At 64.9% G+C, this 19,530-nt stretch carries 14 protein-coding genes, 1 tRNA gene and 1 pseudogene; 13 read left to right on the top strand and 3 right to left on the bottom strand.

Annotation, left to right across the window (positions count from 1 at the left end; translation table 11 throughout):
• Positions 1-19 precede the first annotated feature (19 nt).
• From rplK to AC1DY5_RS06525, 12 genes and pseudogenes are all read left to right on the top strand, one after another.
• Positions 20-451, top strand: a complete 432-nt coding sequence (gene rplK / locus AC1DY5_RS06580; RefSeq protein WP_007831051.1) for a 50S ribosomal protein L11 — start codon at positions 20-22, stop codon at positions 449-451.
• Entirely contained in the window at positions 452-1,150 is a 699-nt protein-coding gene (gene rplA, locus AC1DY5_RS06575) for a 50S ribosomal protein L1 (protein WP_478109871.1), read from the top strand.
• Positions 1,151-1,406: 256 nt separating this feature from the next.
• Positions 1,407-1,943 carry a 50S ribosomal protein L10 gene (gene rplJ, locus AC1DY5_RS06570; RefSeq protein WP_478109868.1) on the top strand — a complete coding sequence of 179 codons (537 nt, stop codon included), beginning with the start codon at positions 1,407-1,409 and terminating at the stop codon, positions 1,941-1,943.
• 44 nt (positions 1,944-1,987) lie between these two features.
• Positions 1,988-2,362 (top strand): 50S ribosomal protein L7/L12, encoded by a 375-nt coding sequence (gene rplL / locus AC1DY5_RS06565; RefSeq protein WP_478109866.1) that lies wholly within the window; start codon positions 1,988-1,990, stop codon positions 2,360-2,362.
• A gap of 250 nt (positions 2,363-2,612) precedes the next feature.
• A complete protein-coding gene (gene rpoB, locus AC1DY5_RS06560; protein WP_478109864.1) occupies positions 2,613-6,737 on the top strand; it encodes a DNA-directed RNA polymerase subunit beta in 4,125 nt (1,374 codons plus the stop codon).
• Between the two features lie 20 nt (positions 6,738-6,757).
• Positions 6,758-10,805 (top strand): annotated as a pseudogene (gene rpoC / locus AC1DY5_RS06555) (DNA-directed RNA polymerase subunit beta').
• An 84-nt stretch (positions 10,806-10,889) separates the two neighbouring features.
• Entirely contained in the window at positions 10,890-11,486 is a 597-nt protein-coding gene (locus tag AC1DY5_RS06550; protein WP_478109863.1) for a LemA family protein, read from the top strand.
• Positions 11,487-11,543: 57 nt separating this feature from the next.
• Positions 11,544-12,908: a 16S rRNA (cytosine(967)-C(5))-methyltransferase RsmB gene (gene rsmB, locus AC1DY5_RS06545; RefSeq protein WP_478109861.1), complete on the top strand. Its 1,365-nt coding sequence runs from the start codon at positions 11,544-11,546 to the stop codon at positions 12,906-12,908.
• 34 nt (positions 12,909-12,942) lie between these two features.
• A complete protein-coding gene (locus tag AC1DY5_RS06540; RefSeq protein WP_478109860.1) occupies positions 12,943-13,521 on the top strand; it encodes a DUF4390 domain-containing protein in 579 nt (192 codons plus the stop codon).
• Positions 13,518-15,842 (top strand): sensor histidine kinase, encoded by a 2,325-nt coding sequence (locus AC1DY5_RS06535; protein WP_478109858.1) that lies wholly within the window; start codon positions 13,518-13,520, stop codon positions 15,840-15,842. The genes AC1DY5_RS06540 and AC1DY5_RS06535 overlap by 4 nt, the downstream gene beginning before the upstream one ends.
• Before the next feature lie 77 nt (positions 15,843-15,919).
• Positions 15,920-16,615, top strand: a complete 696-nt coding sequence (locus AC1DY5_RS06530; RefSeq protein ID WP_478109857.1) for a response regulator — start codon at positions 15,920-15,922, stop codon at positions 16,613-16,615.
• A gap of 18 nt (positions 16,616-16,633) precedes the next feature.
• Positions 16,634-16,709, top strand: a tRNA-Phe gene (locus AC1DY5_RS06525).
• Positions 16,710-16,951: 242 nt separating this feature from the next.
• Here the strand turns inward: AC1DY5_RS06525 and AC1DY5_RS06520 are convergent.
• Together AC1DY5_RS06520 and AC1DY5_RS06515 are read right to left on the bottom strand one after the other, a co-directional pair.
• A complete protein-coding gene (locus tag AC1DY5_RS06520) occupies positions 16,952-17,662 on the bottom strand; it encodes an NYN domain-containing protein (protein WP_478109855.1) in 711 nt (236 codons plus the stop codon).
• A 337-nt stretch (positions 17,663-17,999) separates the two neighbouring features.
• The gene (locus AC1DY5_RS06515) at positions 18,000-18,182 is read right to left on the bottom strand and encodes a hypothetical protein (protein WP_478109853.1); all 183 of its coding nucleotides are present in this window, start codon (positions 18,180-18,182) and stop codon (positions 18,000-18,002) included.
• Positions 18,183-18,374: 192 nt separating this feature from the next.
• On the opposite strand from AC1DY5_RS06515, the gene AC1DY5_RS06510 reads away from it, so the two are divergent.
• Positions 18,375-19,058 carry a uracil-DNA glycosylase family protein gene (locus AC1DY5_RS06510; RefSeq protein WP_478109850.1) on the top strand — a complete coding sequence of 228 codons (684 nt, stop codon included), beginning with the start codon at positions 18,375-18,377 and terminating at the stop codon, positions 19,056-19,058.
• A gap of 225 nt (positions 19,059-19,283) precedes the next feature.
• Here AC1DY5_RS06510 and AC1DY5_RS06505 read toward each other — a convergent pair.
• Positions 19,284-19,530, bottom strand: a 247-nt coding sequence (locus AC1DY5_RS06505; protein WP_478109848.1) for a hypothetical protein, incomplete at its 5' end; no start/stop codon positions are given.

The following is a 19,530-nucleotide window of genomic DNA, read 5'->3' as shown; positions in this document are numbered from 1 at the left end:
CACCCGCAAGGAGCAAAGCATGGCGAAAAAAATCGTCGGCTTCATCAAGCTGCAAGTGCCAGCTGGTAAGGCCAACCCGTCACCGCCCATCGGTCCTGCACTGGGCCAGCGCGGTTTGAACATCATGGAATTCTGCAAGGCGTTCAACGCGCAGACCCAAGGCGTCGAGCCGGGCCTGCCGCTGCCGGTGGTCATCACCGCGTTCGCCGACAAGAGCTTCACCTTCATCATCAAGACGCCACCGGCGATCACCTTGATCAAGAAGGCCATCAAGCTCGAGAAGGGTTCCGCACGTCCGCACACGGACAAGGTCGGCAAGATCACCCGCGCACAGCTCGAGGAAATCGCCAAGGCCAAGATGAAGGACCTGACGGCAGCCGACCTGGACGCAGCAGTTCGCACCATCGCCGGCTCGGCCCGCTCGATGGGCGTGAATGTGGAGGGCGTGTAAATGGCCAAGATCACCAAAAAGCAAAAAGCCCTCGCAGGCAAGGTCGACAGCAACAAGCTGTATCCGCTGGCCGATGCGATCGGTCTCGTGAAGGAAGCCGCCACCGCCAAGTTCGATGAATCCATCGACGTCGCGGTGCAGCTCGGCATCGACGCCAAGAAGTCGGACCAGGTTGTGCGTGGCGCCGTCGTGCTGCCCAACGGCACTGGCAAGACCAAGCGCGTGGCCGTGTTCGCCCAGGGCGCCAAGGCTGAAGAAGCCAAGGCTGCCGGCGCCGACATCGTCGGCATGGACGACTTGGCAGCGATGGTGAAGGCTGGCGACATGCCCTTCGACGTCGTGATCGCCGCACCGGACGCGATGCGCGTCGTCGGTACGCTGGGCCAAATCCTCGGCCCGCGCGGCCTGATGCCGAACCCGAAGGTCGGCACCGTGACGCCCGACGTCGCGACCGCCGTCAAAAACGCCAAGGCTGGCCAGGTCCAGTTCCGCGTCGACAAGGCCGGCATCATCCACGGCACGATCGGCCGTCGTTCGTTCGACACCGACAAGCTGCAGGGCAACCTGGCAGCGCTCGTCGAAGCCCTGGTCAAGGCCAAGCCGGCCGCGAGCAAGGGCCTCTACCTGCGCAAGGTGGCCGTGTCCTCGACGATGGGTGTGGGCGTCCGCGTGGACCTGCAGACCATCGCTGCGAGCTGAGAGCGTTGATGAGATTTGCCTCGCCCGTCGAACGGTGAGGCGGATGTGGTGGGTCGGGGCAGCTTCGGTTGCCCCGGGCCATCCAAGACCGCTGGTGTGCAGGTCGCCTGCACTTAATCCCCCGACCTCCGTCGGGCAGCCAGCGCAGATGGCGACCCCACTGCAAGGAATTTGATTTTTGTTCCGAAACAGTTGGTCGCTGCATGAAGCGCGATCCGAGGCTCCCGCCCAGGATCGCATTGAAAAGGAGTAGACCTTGAGTCTGAATCGCAGTGAGAAAGAAGCGGTCATCAGTGATGTGACCAGCCTCGCCGCAAAAGCTCAAACGCTCGTGATGGCGGAATACCGTGGCATCACGGTGGCCGATATGACCAAACTGCGTACCGAAGCACGCAGCAAGGGCGTGACCCTCAGCGTGTTGAAGAACACGCTGGCACGCCGTGCTGTCGCTGGTAGCTCGTTTGAGATCGTCGGCGACCAGATGACCGGCCCGCTGATCTATGGCTTCTCCGAAGACGCCGTGGCCGCCGCGAAAGTGGTGGCCGATTTCGCGAAGACCAACGACAAGTTGGTGATTCGCGGCGGTGCATTCGGTGGCAAGGCCCTGGACGTCAACGGCGTGAAGCAACTGGCCAACATCCCTTCGAAGGAAGTGCTGCTGGCGCAATTGCTGGGCTTGATGCAATCCCCGATCTCGCGCACGGCCCGTGTTCTGGCCGCGCTCGCCGAGAAGCGTGGTGCTGGCGAAGCACCGGCGGAAGCTCCGGCAGCCGCAGAAGCGCAGGCCGCCTGAGCCTTGYGTTTGAAACATTCAACCCAATTTGTTAGGAAACGAAAATGGCATTCGATAAAGACGCATTTCTGACCGCGCTGGACAGCATGACGGTCCTGGAACTCAACGACCTGGTCAAGGCCATCGAAGAGAAKTTCGGCGTGAGCGCCGCAGCGATGTCGGCTCCCGCAGCCGGCGGCGCCCCGGCAGCTGCCGTGGCCGAAGAGCAAACCGAGTTCAACGTCATGCTGATGGAAGCTGGCGCGAACAAGGTGTCGGCGATCAAGGCCGTGCGCGAAATCACCGGCCTGGGCCTCAAGGAAGCCAAGGACCTGGTGGAAGCCGCTCCCAAGGCCGTCAAGGAAGGCCTGTCGAAGGCTGACGCCGAAGCCGCCAAGAAGAAGCTGGAAGAAGCTGGCGCCAAGGTGGAACTGAAGTAATTCGGTTAAACCGAAGGGCTGGAGGCGCCGAAAGGCCCTCCAGCCTTTGCCGCTTTCAGAGCGCACCCAAAAGCCCCCGCCGCGGCGCGGTTTTTTGAGTGTCTTCTGACCCCGACTGCAGAAGACCCCCTTGGTTCGGGCGATGTGCAACGCATCGCCGTCCGCCAGGGCTGGTAGTGGCCAGCCGCCAAGGAGAGTGGTGCTCGCGCACCTCACCACGTCGCTGAAGATCTCAAGCTCCGGAGCTCTCATGGCCCAAACGTCCACGTACAGTTACACCGAACGCAAGCGCATCCGAAAGAATTTCGGCAATCGCGACAGCGTCGTCGAAATTCCCTACCTGCTGCAAATGCAGAAAGACGCGTATACCGCGTTCCTGCAAGCCGGCATCCCGCCCCAGAAACGGACCGTGGAAGGCCTCCAGGCTGCATTCGACGCGGCGTTCCCGATCGTCTCGCACAACGGTTTCGTCGAGATGAAGTTCCTCGAGTACAACCTCGCGAAACCCGCCTTCGACGTCCGCGAATGCCAGACCCGTGGCCTCACCTTCGCCTCGGCCGTGCGTGCCAAGGTCCAGCTGATCATCTATGACCGCGAGTCGTCGACCTCGCAATCGAAGGTGGTCAAGGAAGTGAAGGAGCAAGAGGTCTACATGGGCGAAGTGCCGCTCATGACCGACAAGGGCTCGTTCATCATCAACGGCACCGAGCGCGTCATCGTGTCGCAGCTGCACCGTTCGCCCGGCGTGTTCTTCGAGCACGACAAGGGCAAGACCCACAGCTCGGGCAAGCTCTTGTTCTCGGCCCGCGTTATTCCCTACCGCGGCTCGTGGCTCGACTTCGAGTTCGACCCGAAGGACATGCTGTACTTCCGCGTCGACCGTCGCCGCAAGATGCCGGTCACGATCCTGCTCAAGGCCATCGGCCTGAACCCGGAATCGATCCTGGCGAACTTCTTCGTCAACGACAACTTCCGTCTGATGGACAGCGGCGCGCAGATGGAGTTCGTCTCCGAGCGCCTGCGCGGCGAAGTCGCCCGCTTCGACATCACCGACAAGTCCGGCAAGGTCGTGGTCGCCAAGGACAAGCGCGTCACTGCGCGCCACACGCGCGAACTCGAGCAGTCGGAAACCACGCACATCAGCGTGCCGGAAGACTTCCTGGTCGGCCGCGTCGTCGCCCGCAACATCGTCGATCCCGACACCGGTGAAATCCTGGCCAAGGCCAACGACGAACTGACCGAAGCGCTGCTGAAGAAGCTGCGCACGGCCGGCGTGCAGGATGTGCAGGCGATCTACACCAACGAACTCGACCAGGGCGCGTACATCTCGCAGACCCTGCGCATCGACGAAACGGTCGACGAATTCGCCGCCCGCGTGGCCATCTACCGCATGATGCGCCCCGGCGAACCGCCGACGGAAGACGCGGTGCAGGCCCTGTTCCAGCGCCTGTTCTACAACCCGGACACCTACGACCTGTCGCGCGTCGGCCGCATGAAGTTCAACGCCAAGGTCGGCCGCGACGAGTCGACCGGCCCAATGGTGCTGACCAACGAGGACATCCTGGCCGTGGTCAAGATCCTGGTCGACCTGCGCAACGGCCGCGGCGAAGTCGATGACATCGACCACCTGGGCAACCGCCGCGTGCGTTGCGTCGGCGAACTGGCCGAAAACCAGTACCGCACCGGCCTGGCCCGCATCGAGAAGGCTGTGAAGGAACGTCTGGGTCAAGCGGAGCAAGAGCCGCTGATGCCGCACGACCTGATCAACAGCAAGCCGATCTCGGCCGCGCTGAAGGAATTCTTCGGTGCCTCGCAGCTGTCGCAGTTCATGGACCAGACCAACCCGCTGTCCGAGATCACGCACAAGCGTCGCGTCTCGGCCCTCGGCCCGGGCGGTCTGACCCGCGAGCGCGCAGGCTTCGAAGTGCGTGACGTGCACGTCACCCATTACGGCCGCGTGTGCCCGATCGAAACGCCCGAAGGCCCGAACATCGGCCTGATCAACTCGCTGGCCCTGTACGCCCGCCTGAACGAATACGGCTTCATCGAGACGCCGTACCGTCGCGTGGTCGACGCAAAGGTAACGAACGAAATCGACTACCTGTCGGCCATCGAGGAAGGCAAGTACGTCATCGCCCAGGCCAATGCGGCCCTCGACAAGGACGGCCGCCTGACCGGCGACCTGGTGTCGGCCCGTGAAACTGGCGAATCGATCCTGGTGAGCGCCGAGCGCGTGCAGTACATGGACGTGTCGCCGGCGCAGATCGTGTCGGTGGCCGCCTCGCTGGTGCCCTTCCTGGAGCACGACGATGCGAACCGCGCACTGATGGGCGCCAACATGCAGCGCCAGGCCGTGCCTGTGCTGCGCCCTGAAAAGCCCTTCGTCGGTACCGGCATCGAGCGCGTCTCGGCGGTCGACTCGGGCACCGTGGTCACGGCCACCCGCGGCGGTATCGTCGACTATGTCGATGCGACCCGCATCGTGGTTCGCGTCAACGACGCCGAAGCCACGGCCGGTGAAGTCGGTGTCGACATCTACAACCTGATCAAGTACCAGCGTTCGAACCAGAACACGAACATCCATCAGCGTCCGATCGTCAAGCGCGGCGACAAGATCGCCAAGGGCGACGTGGTGGCCGACGGCGCGTCGACCGACCTGGGCGAGCTCGCGCTCGGCCAGAACATGCTGATCGCGTTCATGCCCTGGAACGGCTACAACTTCGARGACTCGATCCTGATCAGCGAACGCGTGGTGGCCGAAGACCGCTACACCTCGATCCACATCGAGGAACTGGTGGTGATGGCCCGCGACACCAAGCTCGGCGCCGAGGAAATCACGCGCGACATCCCGAACCTGGCCGAGCAGCAGCTCAACCGCCTGGACGAATCCGGGATCATCTACGTCGGCGCCGAAGTGCAGCCGGGCGACACGCTGGTGGGCAAGGTCACGCCGAAGGGCGAGACCACGCTGACGCCTGAAGAGAAGCTGCTGCGCGCGATCTTCGGCGAGAAGGCTTCCGACGTGAAGGACACCTCRCTGCGCGTCGACCAGGGCTCGCAAGGCACCGTGATCGATGTCCAGGTGTTCACCCGCGAAGGCATCACGCGCGACAAGCGCGCCCAGCAGATCATCGACGACGAGCTCAAGCGCTTCCGCCTCGACCTGAACGACCAGCTGCGGATCGTCGAGGCCGACGCCTTCGATCGGATCGAGAAGCTGCTGACCGGCCGTGTCGCCAATGGCGGCCCGAACAAGCTGGCCAAGGGCACCAAGCTCGACAAGGCGTACCTGAGCTCGATCGAGAAGTTCCACTGGTTCGACATCCGCCCGGCGGAAGACGAAGTGGCGACCCAGCTCGAGTCGATCAAGAACTCGCTCGAGCAGACGCGCCACAGCTTCGACCTCGCGTTCGAAGAAAAGCGCAAGAAGCTCACGCAGGGCGACGAGCTGCCCGCGGGCGTGCTCAAGATGGTCAAGGTCTACCTGGCCGTCAAGCGCCGCCTGCAGCCCGGCGACAAGATGGCCGGCCGCCACGGCAACAAGGGTGTGGTGTCGAAGATCGTTCCGGTCGAGGATATGCCGCACATGGCCGACGGCACGCCGTGCGACATCTGCCTGAATCCGCTGGGCGTGCCCTCGCGCATGAACGTCGGCCAGGTGCTCGAAGTGCACCTGGGCTGGGCCGGCAAGGGCATCGGCCAGCGCATCGGCGACATGCTGCAAGCCGAAGCCCAGGTGGCCGAGCTGCGCAAGTTCATGGACGAGATGTACAACGGCTCGGGCCGCAAGGAAGACCTCAGCAAGCTGAGCGACTCCGACGTGCTCGAGATGGCGGCCAACCTGTCGAGCGGCGTGACCTTCGCGACCCCGGTGTTCGACGGCGCCTCGGAAGAAGAAATCCGCGGCATGCTGAAGCTCGCCTATCCGGACGACATCGCCAAGCTCAAGGGCCTGACCGATACCCGCACCCAGGCCTACCTGTACGACGGCCGCACCGGCGATCAGTTCGAGCGTCCGGTCACCGTCGGCTACATGCACTTCTTGAAGCTGCACCACTTAGTGGACGACAAGATGCACGCCCGCTCGACCGGCCCGTACTCGCTGGTCACGCAGCAACCGCTGGGCGGCAAGGCCCAGTTCGGTGGCCAGCGTTTCGGTGAAATGGAAGTGTGGGCGCTCGAAGCCTACGGCGCCGCCTACGTGCTGCAGGAAATGCTCACGGTGAAGTCCGACGACGTGGTGGGCCGTACCAAGGTCTACGAGAGCATCGTCAAGGGCGAACACTCGATCGAAGCCGGCATGCCCGAATCGTTCAATGTGCTGGTCAAGGAAATTCGTTCCCTTGGCTTGGACATTGAACTCGAACGCTCATAAGCAAACAAGGAAAGAGTCACATGAAGTCATTACTCGACCTGTTCAAGCAATTCACGCCGGACGAGCATTTCGATGCCATCCGCATCGGCATGGCATCGCCCGAGAAGATCCGTTCGTGGTCCTTCGGCGAAGTGAAGAAGCCCGAGACCATCAACTACCGCACGTTCAAGCCCGAGCGCGATGGTCTCTTCTGCGCCAAGATCTTCGGCCCGATCAAGGACTACGAGTGCCTGTGCGGCAAGTACAAGCGCCTCAAGCACCGCGGCGTGATCTGCGAGAAGTGCGGCGTTGAAGTCACGCAGACCAAGGTGCGCCGCGAGCGCATGGGCCACATCGACCTGGCCGCGCCCTGCGCCCACATCTGGTTCCTGAAGTCGCTGCCGTCGCGCCTGGGCCTGGTGCTCGACATGACGCTGCGCGACATCGAGCGCGTGCTGTACTTCGAAGCCTACGTGATCACCGACCCCGGCATGACCCCGCTGAAGAAGTTCGGCATCATGTCCGAGGACGACTACGACGCGAAGCGCAAGGAATACGGCGATGAATTCGTCGCCAAGATGGGCGCCGAAGGCATCAAGGACCTGCTCGAAGGCATCGAGATCGACAGCGAGATTGAGAAGCTGCGCGGCGACCTGACCGGCTCCGAAGTCAAGGTCAAGAAGAACTCCAAGCGCCTCAAGGTGCTCGAGGCCTTCCGCAAGTCGGGCATCAAGCCCAACTGGATGGTGCTCGAAGTGCTGCCCGTGCTGCCGCCGGACCTGCGTCCGCTGGTGCCGCTGGACGGCGGCCGCTTCGCCACGTCGGACCTGAACGACCTGTATCGCCGCGTCATCAACCGCAACTCGCGCCTGCGCCGCCTGCTGGAGCTCAAGGCGCCGGAAATCATCGCACGCAACGAAAAGCGGATGCTGCAAGAGGCGGTCGACTCGCTGCTGGACAACGGCCGTCGCGGCAAGGCAATGACGGGCGCCAACAAGCGCGCGCTGAAGTCGCTGGCCGACATGATCAAGGGCAAGAGCGGCCGCTTCCGCCAGAATCTGCTGGGCAAGCGCGTCGACTACTCGGGCCGTTCGGTCATCGTGGTCGGCCCGACGCTCAAGCTGCACCAGTGCGGCCTGCCGAAGCTGATGGCGCTCGAGCTGTTCAAGCCCTTCATCTTCTCGCGCCTCGAAGCCATGGGCATCGCGACCACCATCAAGGCGGCCAAGAAGGAAGTGGAATCGGGCACGCCGGTGGTCTGGGACATCCTTGAAGAAGTGATCAAGGAACACCCGGTGATGCTGAACCGCGCACCGACCTTGCACCGACTGGGCATCCAGGCCTTCGAGCCGATCCTGATCGAAGGCAAGGCGATCCAGTTGCATCCGCTGGTTTGCGCGGCCTTCAACGCCGACTTCGACGGCGACCAGATGGCTGTCCACGTGCCGCTGTCGGTGGAAGCGCAGATGGAAGCCCGCACGCTGATGCTGGCCTCCAACAACGTGCTGTTCCCGGCTTCGGGCGAACCGTCGATCGTGCCGTCGCAGGACGTGGTGCTGGGTCTGTACTACACGACCCGCGACCGCATCAACGCCAAGGGCGAAGGCCTGGTCTTCTCCGACATCGGCGAAGTCCAGCGCGCGCTCGACGCCAACGTGGTCGAGCTCACCGCCAAGGTCGCGGTCCGCATCACCGAGTACACCAAGGACAAGGAAACGGGCGAGTTCGTGCCGTCGATTTCGCTGGTGGACACGACCGTGGGCCGTGCGCTGCTGTCCGAGATCCTGMCGAAGGGCCTGCCGTTCTCGAACATCAACAAGGCGCTGAAGAAGAAGGAGATCTCCAAGCTCATCAACGTCTCGTTCCGCAAGTGCGGCCTGAAGGAAACCGTCGTCTTCGCCGACAAGCTGTTGCAGAACGGCTTCCGCCTGGCGACCAAGGCCGGTATCTCGATCGCGATCGACGACATGCTGGTGCCGGCCGAGAAGCACGGCATCATCGACCGCTCCGCCAAGGAAGTGAAGGAGATCGAGCAGCAGTACGTCTCCGGTCTCGTGACCTCCGGCGAGCGCTACAACAAGGTGGTCGACATCTGGGGCAAGGCCGGCGACGAAGTGTCGAAGGTCATGATGGCCAAGCTGTCGAAGCAGACCGTCACCGACCGCCACGGCAAGGAAGTCGAGCAGGAGTCCTTCAACTCGATCTACATGATGGCCGACTCGGGTGCTCGCGGTTCCGCAGCGCAGATCCGCCAGGTCGCCGGCATGCGGGGCCTGATGGCCAAGCCCGACGGCTCGATCATCGAGACGCCCATCACGGCGAACTTCCGCGAAGGCCTGAACGTGCTGGAGTACTTCATCTCCACCCACGGTGCCCGTAAGGGTCTGGCCGACACGGCCCTGAAGACCGCGAACTCCGGCTACCTGACGCGCCGCCTGGTCGACGTGACGCAGGATCTGGTCGTGATCGAGCAGGATTGCGGTACCCACGAAGGTGCCGTGATGCGCGCGATCGTCGAAGGCGGCGAAGTCATCGAGTCGCTGCGCGACCGCATCCTGGGCCGTACCGCGGCCGAGGACGTGCTGCATCCGGAATCCCGTGCGGTGCTGGCCAACGCCGGCGACATGCTCGACGAGGACGTGATCGAGGCGCTCGAGGCTGAAGGCGTCGACGCGTGCGGCGGTCGCCTCGAGCGTCGAAGCCAAGTCGAACGGCGTGATCGGCTTCAACGCCACGATGCGCTACGTGACCAACAGCAAGAGCGAGTTGGTCGTGATCGCGCGTTCTGGCGAGATCGTCATCCATGACGAGCATGGCCGCGAGCGCGAGCGCCACAAGGTGCCGTACGGCGCCGTGCTGGCCGTCAAGGCCGACCAGCAGATCAAGGCCGGCCACGTGCTGGCCAACTGGGATCCGCTGACCCGCCCGATCATCACGGAATTCGCCGGCAAGACGAAGTTCGAGAACGTTGAGGAAGGCCTCACGGTCGCCAAGCAGGTGGACGAAGTCACCGGCCTGTCGACGCTGGTCGTGATCGATCCGAAGCGCCGCGGCGCGGCCAAGGTCGTGCGTCCGCAAGTGAAGCTGATCGACGCCTCGGGCGCCGAGGTGAAGATCCCCGGCACCGACCACTCGGTGACGATCGGCTTCCCGATCGGTGCACTGGTGCAGGTGCGCGACGGCCAGGACGTGGGCCCCGGCGAAGTGCTGGCGCGGATTCCGGTCGAAGGCCAGAAGACCCGCGACATCACCGGCGGTCTGCCGCGCGTGGCCGAACTGTTCGAGGCCCGTTCGCCGAAGGACAAGGGCATGCTGGCCGAGATGACCGGTACCGTGTCGTTCGGCAAGGAGACCAAGGGCAAGATCCGCCTGCAGATCACCGACCCCGAAGGCACGGTCTGGGAAGACCTGGTGCCGAAGGAAAAGAACATTCTGGTGCACGAAGGCCAGGTGGTGAACAAGGGCGAAAGCGTGGTCGACGGCCCGGCGGACCCGCAGGACATCCTGCGCCTGCTGGGTTCGGAAGAGCTGGCGCGCTACATCGTGGACGAAGTGCAGGACGTGTACCGCTTGCAAGGCGTGAAGATCAACGACAAGCACATCGAGGTGATCGTTCGCCAGATGCTGCGCCGGGTCGTGGTCGAGAACGTCGGCGACACCAACTACATCGCCGGCGAGCAGGTCGAGCGCAGCGAGATGCTCAACACCAACGACGCCCTGCGCGCCGCTGGCAAGATCCCCGCGACGTTCACCAACCTGCTGCTGGGTATCACGAAGGCATCGCTCTCGACCGACAGCTTCATCAGCGCCGCTTCGTTCCAGGAAACGACGCGCGTGCTGACCGAAGCCGCGATCATGGGCAAGCGCGACGAGCTGCGCGGCCTGAAGGAAAACGTCATCGTCGGTCGCCTGATCCCCGCGGGCACCGGCATGGCGTACCACCAGGCACGCAAGGTCAAGGACGCGATGGACGAGGCCGAGCGCCGCGCGATCGCCGAGTCGGAAGCGGCCGAGCTGGCCGGTGCCGGCAGCGTCGCCGACGAAGCCACGACCACGGTCGATGCCAGCGAAGGTGCGGCGAGCGAATAACTGGTTAGCATCTCCGGCCATGACCGGAACACCAAGCCCCCTTTCCGCCCGCGGATCGGGGGCTTTTTCATTCAGGCCGGCGACATGAATGGCTTGCCCGACTCCCTTCCGTTCTGGATCGGCGGCGCGCTGGCGTTGTTCTGGTTCGTCGGCGCCTACAACCGGCTGGTGCGGCTGCGTTCGGCCGCCCTGCAGGCCTATGCGACGCTCGACGCCGCGCTGGTGCGCCAGCTCGAGTTCGTACTGGCGCGGGCGGCCGAGTCCGATGCGGCCGCAACGGCGTCCGCCGAGCCGCCGTCCGGCGTTTCGCTGCCGGCTGCCGCCGGCCAGCTGGCGACGCTGCTGGCCGCGACCCGGCTGCGGCCGCTCGATCCGGCCGGCATCGCCGCCCTCGGCACCGCGCTGCACGTGCTGCTGGCGGCCTGGCTGCACCTGCACCCGGAGGCTGTGGTCTCCTTCGATGCCGACGGCACCCTGTCGCGGCCGGCGCCCCTCAACGGCACCGACGAGCCGGCGGCGGAGGGCGCGCCGCTGGCCTGGCCCGAGCCGTCTGCGGCGGCGGAAATCGCCCGCAACCAGTTCAACCAGGCGGTGCTGAAGTACAACGCGGCGATCGGCCAGTTTCCCGCGCTGCTGGTGGCGTGGATCATGCAGCTCCGTCCGGCGGCCCTGTTGCGCTGAGGCGCACGCGGCAATCGCCGCCCCTCCCAATTCCAGCGCCCTTACCATCGACCCAAGTTGCCAGATCTTCCAGACACCCCTTCCGTTTCGCCGAATGCTTCGCCGCCCCTGTGGCGCCAGCTGCAGTGCACCGCCGCGGCGCTCGCGTCGATTCGCAGCGGCCAGTCGGGCTCGGTCGCCTTCGAGGCCGTCGAGCCGGCGCTCCGGCCCGGCGTGCAGGCGCTCGGCTTCCAGGTGCTGCGCTGGCTTGGCCGCGCCGAGGCGCTGCGCCGCCAGCTGGCCAAGAGGACCCCGCCGCCGGCCGCCGACGCCTTGCTCTGCACCGCGCTGGCGCTGGCCTGGGACGCCGAGCGTTCGCCCTACGAGCCYTTCACGCTGGTCGACCAGGCSGTCGAGGCSGCMAAGCGCAAYCCSGSCACSCGSGCSCAGGCSAGYTTCATCAAYGCCTGCCTGCGSCGCTTCCTGCGCGAGCGCGACGARCTSGTGGCSRYCACCGASCRYGARCCGGTCGCACAGTGGAACCATCCGCGCTGGTGGATCGAGCGGCTCAAGCGCCAGCATCCGCGCGAATGGCAGCGCGTGCTGGCTGCCGACAACACCCAGGCGCCGATGACCCTGCGCGTCAACCTGCGCAAGACCAGCGTCGCGGCGTTCCGCCAGGGCCTGGCCGTCGTGGACCTGCCGGCGGTGCCTGTCGGCGCCAGCGGCTTGCAGCTGGCGCGCGCCCGGCCGGTGTCCCAGATCCCCGGCTTTGCGGAGGGCGAATGCTCGGTGCAGGATGCGGCCGCGCAAATCGCCGCTCCCTTGCTGCTGTCCGGCCTCGACCGGCGCGGCGGCGCGCCGCTGCGGGTGCTGGACGCGTGCGCGGCGCCGGGCGGCAAGACGGCGCATCTGCTCGAGGCGGCCGGCAGCGCGGCGATCGAAGTCACCGCGCTAGAGGTCGATGCGGCCCGCAGCCGGCGCATCGACGAGACCCTGTCCAGGCTCGGTTTGAGCGCCAAAGTCGTCGTCGCCGACGCCTCGCGGCCCTCGGCCTGGTGGGACGGCCAACCCTTCGACGCCATCCTGCTCGACGCCCCATGCACCGCTTCGGGCATCGTCCGGCGCCATCCCGACGTCCGCTGGCTGCGCCGCGAAAGCGACATCGAGCAGCTGGCGGTGCAGCAGGCCGTGCTGTTAGCAGGCCTGTGGCCGCTGGTCCGGACGGGCGGCCGCCTCCTCTTTTGCACCTGTTCGGTGTTTTTCGAGGAAGGCGTGCACCAGATCGAGGCGTTCCTTGGACACAACACCGATGCCCGTTTGCTGCCCTCGCCGGGCCATTTGCTACCCCAAAGCGGGGTGAATGCGCGCGGCGTCCCGGACAATGCCTTGGGTGATCACGACGGTTTCTTCTACGCGCTGCTCGAGAAGCTGCCACGCTGAAAGGCGTTGGCCGGCTCGACTGGCCGCGTTCCTGATGCTGGTCTGGGTGCTATCGGCATGGTTGCCCGGTTCCGCCCGGGCGGACTTGCGCGGCCCCTCGATCTCCCATTTGCGGCTTGAGCAGGCGGACGATGGCGTCTACCTCACGGCCCAGGTCCAGTTCGAGCTTCCGCCGGTGGTCGAGGAGGTGCTCGAAAAGGGCATCGCGATCTATTTCGTGGCCGAGGCCGAGCTGTACCGGGAACGTTGGTACTGGACCGATCTCAAAATGGCACAGGCGGCGCGCTACATGCGGCTGGCCTACCAGCCCCTGACCCGCCGATGGCGTCTCAACGTATCCCCCGTGCCCATCACCAACTCCGGCTTCGGCGTCTCGCTGAACCAGAACTTCGACAGCCTCGCCGATGCCCTCGAGGCCATCAGCCGCGTCGGCCGGCTGCGGCTCGGCGACCTGGCCGAGATCGGTGACGACGCCTCCCATCCCGTGAGCTTCCGCTTCCGGCTCGACACCTCGCTGCTGCCCCGGCCCTTCCAGATCGGCGCGGTCGGCCAGACCGACTGGAACATCTCGGTCGAAAAGAGCGTCCGGCTTCCGCTGGAGAAATCGAAGTGAGCACCAACCTGCGGGCGACCCCTCGGGCGTCGCCGGCGGCGCGGCGCTCGCGCGCCATCCGCTGGGCCATCGGGGTGGTGGCCGCGCTGGTCACGGCCATCGGCCTGGTGCTGATGTTCCTGCTGGCACAGGCCACCAACAACCGCGCCCTGTACGAGCGCAACTACAGCCGCCTGTTCGGCATCAACGTGGTGGTGGCGACCGTGCTGGTGATCGTCATCGGCTGGGTCGCGTTCCGTCTGCTGCGGCGGCTGCGGCAGGGCAAGTTCGGCAGCCGGCTGCTGATCAACCTGGCGATGATCTTCGCGCTGGTCGGCGTGGTGCCGGGCTTGCTGGTGTACGTGGTCTCCTACCAGTTCGTCGCCCGCGCGATCGAGAGCTGGTTCGACGTCAAGGTCGAGGGCGCCCTCGACGCCGGCCTGAACCTCGGCCGCGCCACGCTGGATTCGTTGGCCGACGACCTCGCGAGCAAGGCGCGCACCGCCAGCGCGCAGCTGGCCAACGTGCCCGACACGCGCGCCGGGCTGGTGCTCGAGCGGATCCGCGACGAGTTGGGCGCCACCGACGTCATCCTCTGGACCGGCAGTGGCCAGCTGGTGGCCAGCGCGGGGGCGTCGCGATTCCAGCTCAGCCCCGAGCGGCCGACCCCGCAGCAGTTGCGGCAGGTGCGGGCCGACCGCGCGGTCGCGCACATCGAAGGCCTCGACGAGAGCTCGGCGCCGGGCACGCCGGCGCCGGTTGCCAGCGTCCGGGCGCTGGCGCTGGTGCAGAGCCAGGGCTTCGAGTTCAACACCGAACCGCGCTTCCTGCAGATCACCCAGCCGCTGCCGCCGGCCGTGGTGAGCAACGCGCTGGCGGTGCAGGAGGCCAACCGCGAATATCAAGAGCGGGCGTTGGCGCGCGAGGGCCTGCGCCGCATGTACATCGGCACGCTGACGCTGACCCTGTTCCTGGCGGTGTTCGGCGCCGTGCTGCTGGCCGTGCTGTTCGGCACCCAGCTGGCCCGGCCGCTGCTGGTGCTGGCCGACGGCGTGCGGCAGGTGGCCGGCGGCGACCTGCGGCCCACGGCGGTGCTGCAGGGCCGCGACGAGCTCGGTGGCCTGACCCGCTCCTTCGCCATGATGACGCAGCAGCTTGCCGATGCGCGCGGCGCGGTCGAGAAAACCATGGGCGAGCTCGACGCCGCCCGCTCGAACTTGCAGACCATCCTGGACAACCTCACCTCGGGCGTCATCGTGCTCGACGCCCAGGGCTTGATCCGTTCGACCAACCCCGGCGCGACGCGGGTGTTGCGGGCGCCGCTGGCGGCCTTCGAAGGCCAGCAGCTGTCCGACGTGCCTGGCCTGACGGAATTCGCGCAGAACGTCCAGCAGCAATTCGACGACTTCGAGGTCGAACGCCTCCAGCATGGCCTCGATCACTGGCAGCACGCCTTCGAGCTGCATGCAGGCGGCGACGCCATGGACCAGGACACGATCAACATCGTGGCCCGCGGCGCCGCACTGCCGGGCGCTGAGCGGCTGCTGGTGTTCGACGACATCTCCGAGATCGTCTCGGCCCAGCGCGCGCAGGCCTGGGGCGAGGTGGCGCGCCGGCTGGCCCACGAGATCAAGAATCCGCTGACGCCGATCCAGCTCTCGGCCGAGCGGCTCGAGATGAAGCTATCAGGCAAGGTCGCCCAGCCCGAACAGGCGATCCTGACCAAGTCGGTCAAGACCATCGTCGACCAGGTCGATGCGATGAAGCGGCTGGTGAACGAATTCCGGGACTATGCGCGCCTGCCTGCGGCCGATCTCCGACCGGTCGACCTGAATGATCTGGTCCTGGATGTGCTGCATCTCTATCCGGCCGAGAACGCGCGCGTGGCCTTGCGGCCCGAGCTCGACGAGCGTTGTCCGCCGATTCGTGCCGACGAGCAGCAGATCCGCCAGGTCATTCACAACCTGTTGCAAAACGCCCAGGATGCGGCGGAGGCGAATGCCGGGCGGACCGGGCAGCCGGCCGAGGTCGTGATCCGCACCCGCCTCGGCGAATCCGGCCAGCGGGTGCGCCTTACGGTGCAGGACAGCGGCCCCGGCTTTGCCGAGCACATCCTCAAGCGGGCCTTCGAGCCCTACGTCACGACCAAGGCCAAGGGCACCGGACTGGGCTTGGCGGTGGTCAAAAAGATCGCCGACGAGCATGGGGCCCGGATCGAACTTTCGAACCGCCTGGTCGAGGGGGCTGTGGCTGGGGCGCAAGTCTCGTTATCATTCGCGATTGCAGCGCAGCCGCAGGTAGCGGCCGCTTACAACGAAGATTCGAAGTCATCCATCACCTGAGCGCTTGCCGCGCGCGGCAGTGTGGACCGGCAAACGGACCGATCACTCTAACTACAACGCGCACAACTCAAGCACACATGGCAAACATCCTCGTGGTCGACGACGAGCTGGGCATCCGGGACCTGCTCTTCGAAATTCTCAATGACGAAGGCCACAACGTGGAACTCGCCGAGAACGCGGCCGAGGCGCGTGCCGCGCGACAGCGGGCCCGACCCGACCTGGTCCTGCTCGACATCTGGATGCCCGATACCGACGGCGTGACGCTGCTCAAGGAGTGGTCGGCGGCCGGCCTGCTGAGCATGCCGGTGGTCATGATGAGCGGCCATGCGACGATCGATACCGCGGTCGATGCCACGCGCATCGGCGCCTTTGCCTTCCTCGAGAAGCCGATCACCTTGCAGAAGCTGCTGAAGGCGGTCGAGCAGGGGCTGGCGCGCGAGAGCGCCCGCCGTGCGGCTGCCAGTGTGGTGCCGCCCGCGAGCAGCTTCGCCGCCGTGGTGACCACGGTCGGCGACAGCGCCCTGGTGCCGGCAGCGCCGGCGCTGCCGGCAGCCGAGCTGGGTCCCCAGTCGACCCAGAGCTTCGATCTCGACCGCCCGCTGCGCGATGCGCGCGACGGCTTCGAGAAGGCGTACTTCGAATTCCATCTGGCGATGGAGAACGGCTCGATGACGCGTGTGGCCGAGAAGACCGGCCTCGAGCGCACCCACCTGTATCGAAAACTCAAGCAACTTGGCGTCGACCTTTCGAGAGGGCGCAGAAGCGCTGTATAATCGTGGGCTGCACACCAAGGCCCGGTAGCTCAGTTGGTAGAGCAGCGGATTGAAAATCCGCGTGTCGGTGGTTCGATTCCGCCCCAGGCCACCAGAATAAGCCCGCATGGGATCTAGAAAGCCTGCTATCAATTTGGTAGCAGGCTTTTTTGGTTTTGGCTCCATGTAGCCACCATGTAGCCGGGAGGTCGTTTGTTTTGCGGCGTGCCGTCAGGCCGACCGCCGGCTTCGATTCCGAAGGCTGCACGCTCTTCGAGCATGCCGGCATCCTCCTCAAATTGGAGGACTTGTTGCCAAGCGCGTGGGCAGCGCCAACCGATTCTGTACCTCCGCTAGTTATTTTGGGCGGACTTCGACGTGCACAAATCCGGTCGCATCCGGCGCGTCTGCCACCTCAAGGTAGGGTTGCTTTCGGACGAGTTCGCTGAGTCTCTTGAAACCGTAATTTCGCGAATCGAACGACGTGTGGTTCTTGCCGAGGTATGACCCAACAGTGGCTAGGCGGGTCCACCCATTCTCCCGAAGCGTCTCGCGGACCGCGTGCAGCAACAGTTCCTTGAGATCCGGAACATCGAGCACAGGTTGCGTCACAGCCGATTCTGGCGACTTCTTCAACACCTCAAAAAAGACGAACTTGTCGCAAGCGGCGATGAAGGGCTCCGGGGTCTTGCGCTCACCGAGGCCGTAAACCACCTTTCCAGCCTCGCGCATGCGAGTCGCGAGGCGGGTGAAGTCGCTGTCGCTCGAGACGATGCAGAAACCGTCTACATTGCCTGCGTACAGCAGGTCCATCGCATCAATGATGAAGGCGGAGTCAGTCGAGTTTTTGCCTTGCGTGTACGCGAACTGTTGGATCGGTTGGATCGCATGGCGATGCAGATGCGCCTTCCAACCAGTCAGGTTGGTGGTTGTCCAATCTCCGTATGCGCGCTTCACTGTGGCCGTGCCGTACTTCGCAACCTCCTCAAGCAATTCCTGGACGACCGAAGAGGACGCATTGTCTGCATCGATCAGAACAGCTAAGCGCGTGGAATCCGTGTTTGCCAAGGGAGTTTCTCCTTTCGGGGGCTTGAAGAACCGACGTTGGTGATTGATGTATCGTATTGTGCGGTCGTGACCCAGTCCCTGAACGTGGCCGCGCCGGATGGTATCGAGGCCACACTACGACAGCGTGCGCGCAGGTTAGGTTGGCAGTTCTTGCCTGCCCATGGCACGATTTGATTACACGAAGCGCAACGCTCCGGCTCAGCCATGATTAACACCAGGAACCAGCACGCGACACCCAAAGGCCTCAGGTCGATGAACGACGAGACGCTCACGTGGTTCGCGAGCATCCTCCTCCAGCTCAAGAAGCAGGGGATGAACGCAGAGGAGGCAAGGGCCTTCATTCATCGCCAGGCTGCGGAAGCAAAGGCAAAAGGCAACCAGCACCCGCCCAGACCATGATGCCGATCCGAAGTAAGACGGCCAGGGCGTAGACATGATTCAGCCGCCCGAAGAACTCACCGACGACGAGCTTGCCGCTCAAGCTGCCGAATTGCGCAGACGTGCGTTGCATGGCGAGCATGACGCGAACGGGCGGGCGCATGTGCTGGAGCGCGAATTGCGCAGGCGCAGTGGCGCACTTAGTACGTTGGGGGCGGAACTGCATGCGCCTGCCGGACGCCGCGCACCCTGGTGGGCATTCTGGCGGCGGTGAGTGGAAGCTGCCGGCTCTCACCAGTGATGCCCTTTAACCCTCCAATCTTCGTGCAGCACCATGCTCGACTCCAAGACCCTGGCCCCTCTCCCGCAGTGCGATGAGAACGAGTTCTTCTCAACCACGTTCCTGCCGCACCTGTCAGTGCCGGGTTTTTTTCCGGGTACTGGGGGCTTCTTCCATGACCATCCGGACGCGCGCAATCGCATCCTGTTCTTCGGGACTGATTTTGGCGAACTGAGTTATCAGCAGACGCTGGCGAAGACGGGAGAACCGCGGAGCAACAAGACGGTCTCCAACTTGGCAAAGATTTTGGGTGTGGCTGGCGTTTCACTGGACGACTGCTTTCTCACGAATGCGGTGCTGTGCACTTGGCGCAAAGAAAACTGCTTGAACAATCACGCGGTCTGGCGCAGATATCCGACCTACATTGCCGATTGCGCCGCCTGGCACAGGCGGTTCATCGAAGAGCGCCGACCTGAGTTCATCGTGCTTATGGGTACACCCGCACTCACCACTTTCGGGCGGGTCCTATTCCCCGAACTGGCGGTTTATTGGCGCAGCCTGGCGTCGCTGCAAGATGTCTATCGGGCCGATCGCGAGACGTTTCAAGTGCCCGGAGGACCCAGAATCCTGCTCATGACGCACCCTTCGTTCTGGGATGTGAACGCCAAGAAATTTCCGGCCGTGGCCGCGAAAGCAGTTGGGCATCTGCGGTCAATGGCAACGGCGCACGTGTCATGACCATCGGCGCTTCGCCAGAGCCTTGCCGCGGACCTGCTAGTGCCAATCTGACCCAGGCCGCGCGGCGTGTCCATCGTCAGCCGAACACACCGCACATGCGTTTGACTGCTGCCAGGCGAGCGGCACCTTCGGGTGCCGTTCGTCTGTGCGCTGTGCGACGAGGGCTTCGGCGGGTGGCACCGGGCGACCGCCAATGTCTCGACGCTGAGTGGCGGGCCGGCTAGGCTAGGGCGCGTGCATCGGTGCGATTGCCGCGTCACATGCGATCGCGATGGCACTTCGCTCATGTGGTGCGACGGGAACGCGAGAGAACAGCGGCACCACACGTGCCAGCAGGTCGCCGATCATGCCCACAGCCACCGCGATGTCTGTACCTTCGAGGAAGCCGTCGCTCGCCCGGTGCGCCGTGGCGACCGCTACAACCGGAAATCCAAACGCGTCGGTCGGCAAGGGCTCGCGCGCATCGTAGAGC

Source organism: Variovorax sp. P4_D9 (assembly GCF_056401695.1).
The sequence above is the reverse complement of the archived record's forward strand: the minus strand, read 5'-3'. Positions and strand labels throughout refer to the sequence as shown.

Excerpts from the sequence above, each read along its gene's own strand:
- AC1DY5_RS06550 (WP_478109863.1), top strand. The coding sequence starts at position 10,890 with ATGAATGGCTTGCCCGACTCCCTTCCGTTCTGGATCGGCGGCGCGCTG.
- AC1DY5_RS06540 (WP_478109860.1), top strand. The coding sequence starts at position 12,943 with ATGCTGGTCTGGGTGCTATCGGCATGGTTGCCCGGTTCCGCCCGGGCG.
- AC1DY5_RS06510 (WP_478109850.1), top strand. The coding sequence starts at position 18,375 with ATGCTCGACTCCAAGACCCTGGCCCCTCTCCCGCAGTGCGATGAGAAC.
- AC1DY5_RS06530 (WP_478109857.1), top strand. The coding sequence starts at position 15,920 with ATGGCAAACATCCTCGTGGTCGACGACGAGCTGGGCATCCGGGACCTG.
- rplA (WP_478109871.1), top strand. The coding sequence starts at position 452 with ATGGCCAAGATCACCAAAAAGCAAAAAGCCCTCGCAGGCAAGGTCGAC.
- AC1DY5_RS06515 (WP_478109853.1), bottom strand. The coding sequence starts at position 18,182 with ATGCTCGCCATGCAACGCACGTCTGCGCAATTCGGCAGCTTGAGCGGC.
- rplK (WP_007831051.1), top strand. The coding sequence starts at position 20 with ATGGCGAAAAAAATCGTCGGCTTCATCAAGCTGCAAGTGCCAGCTGGT.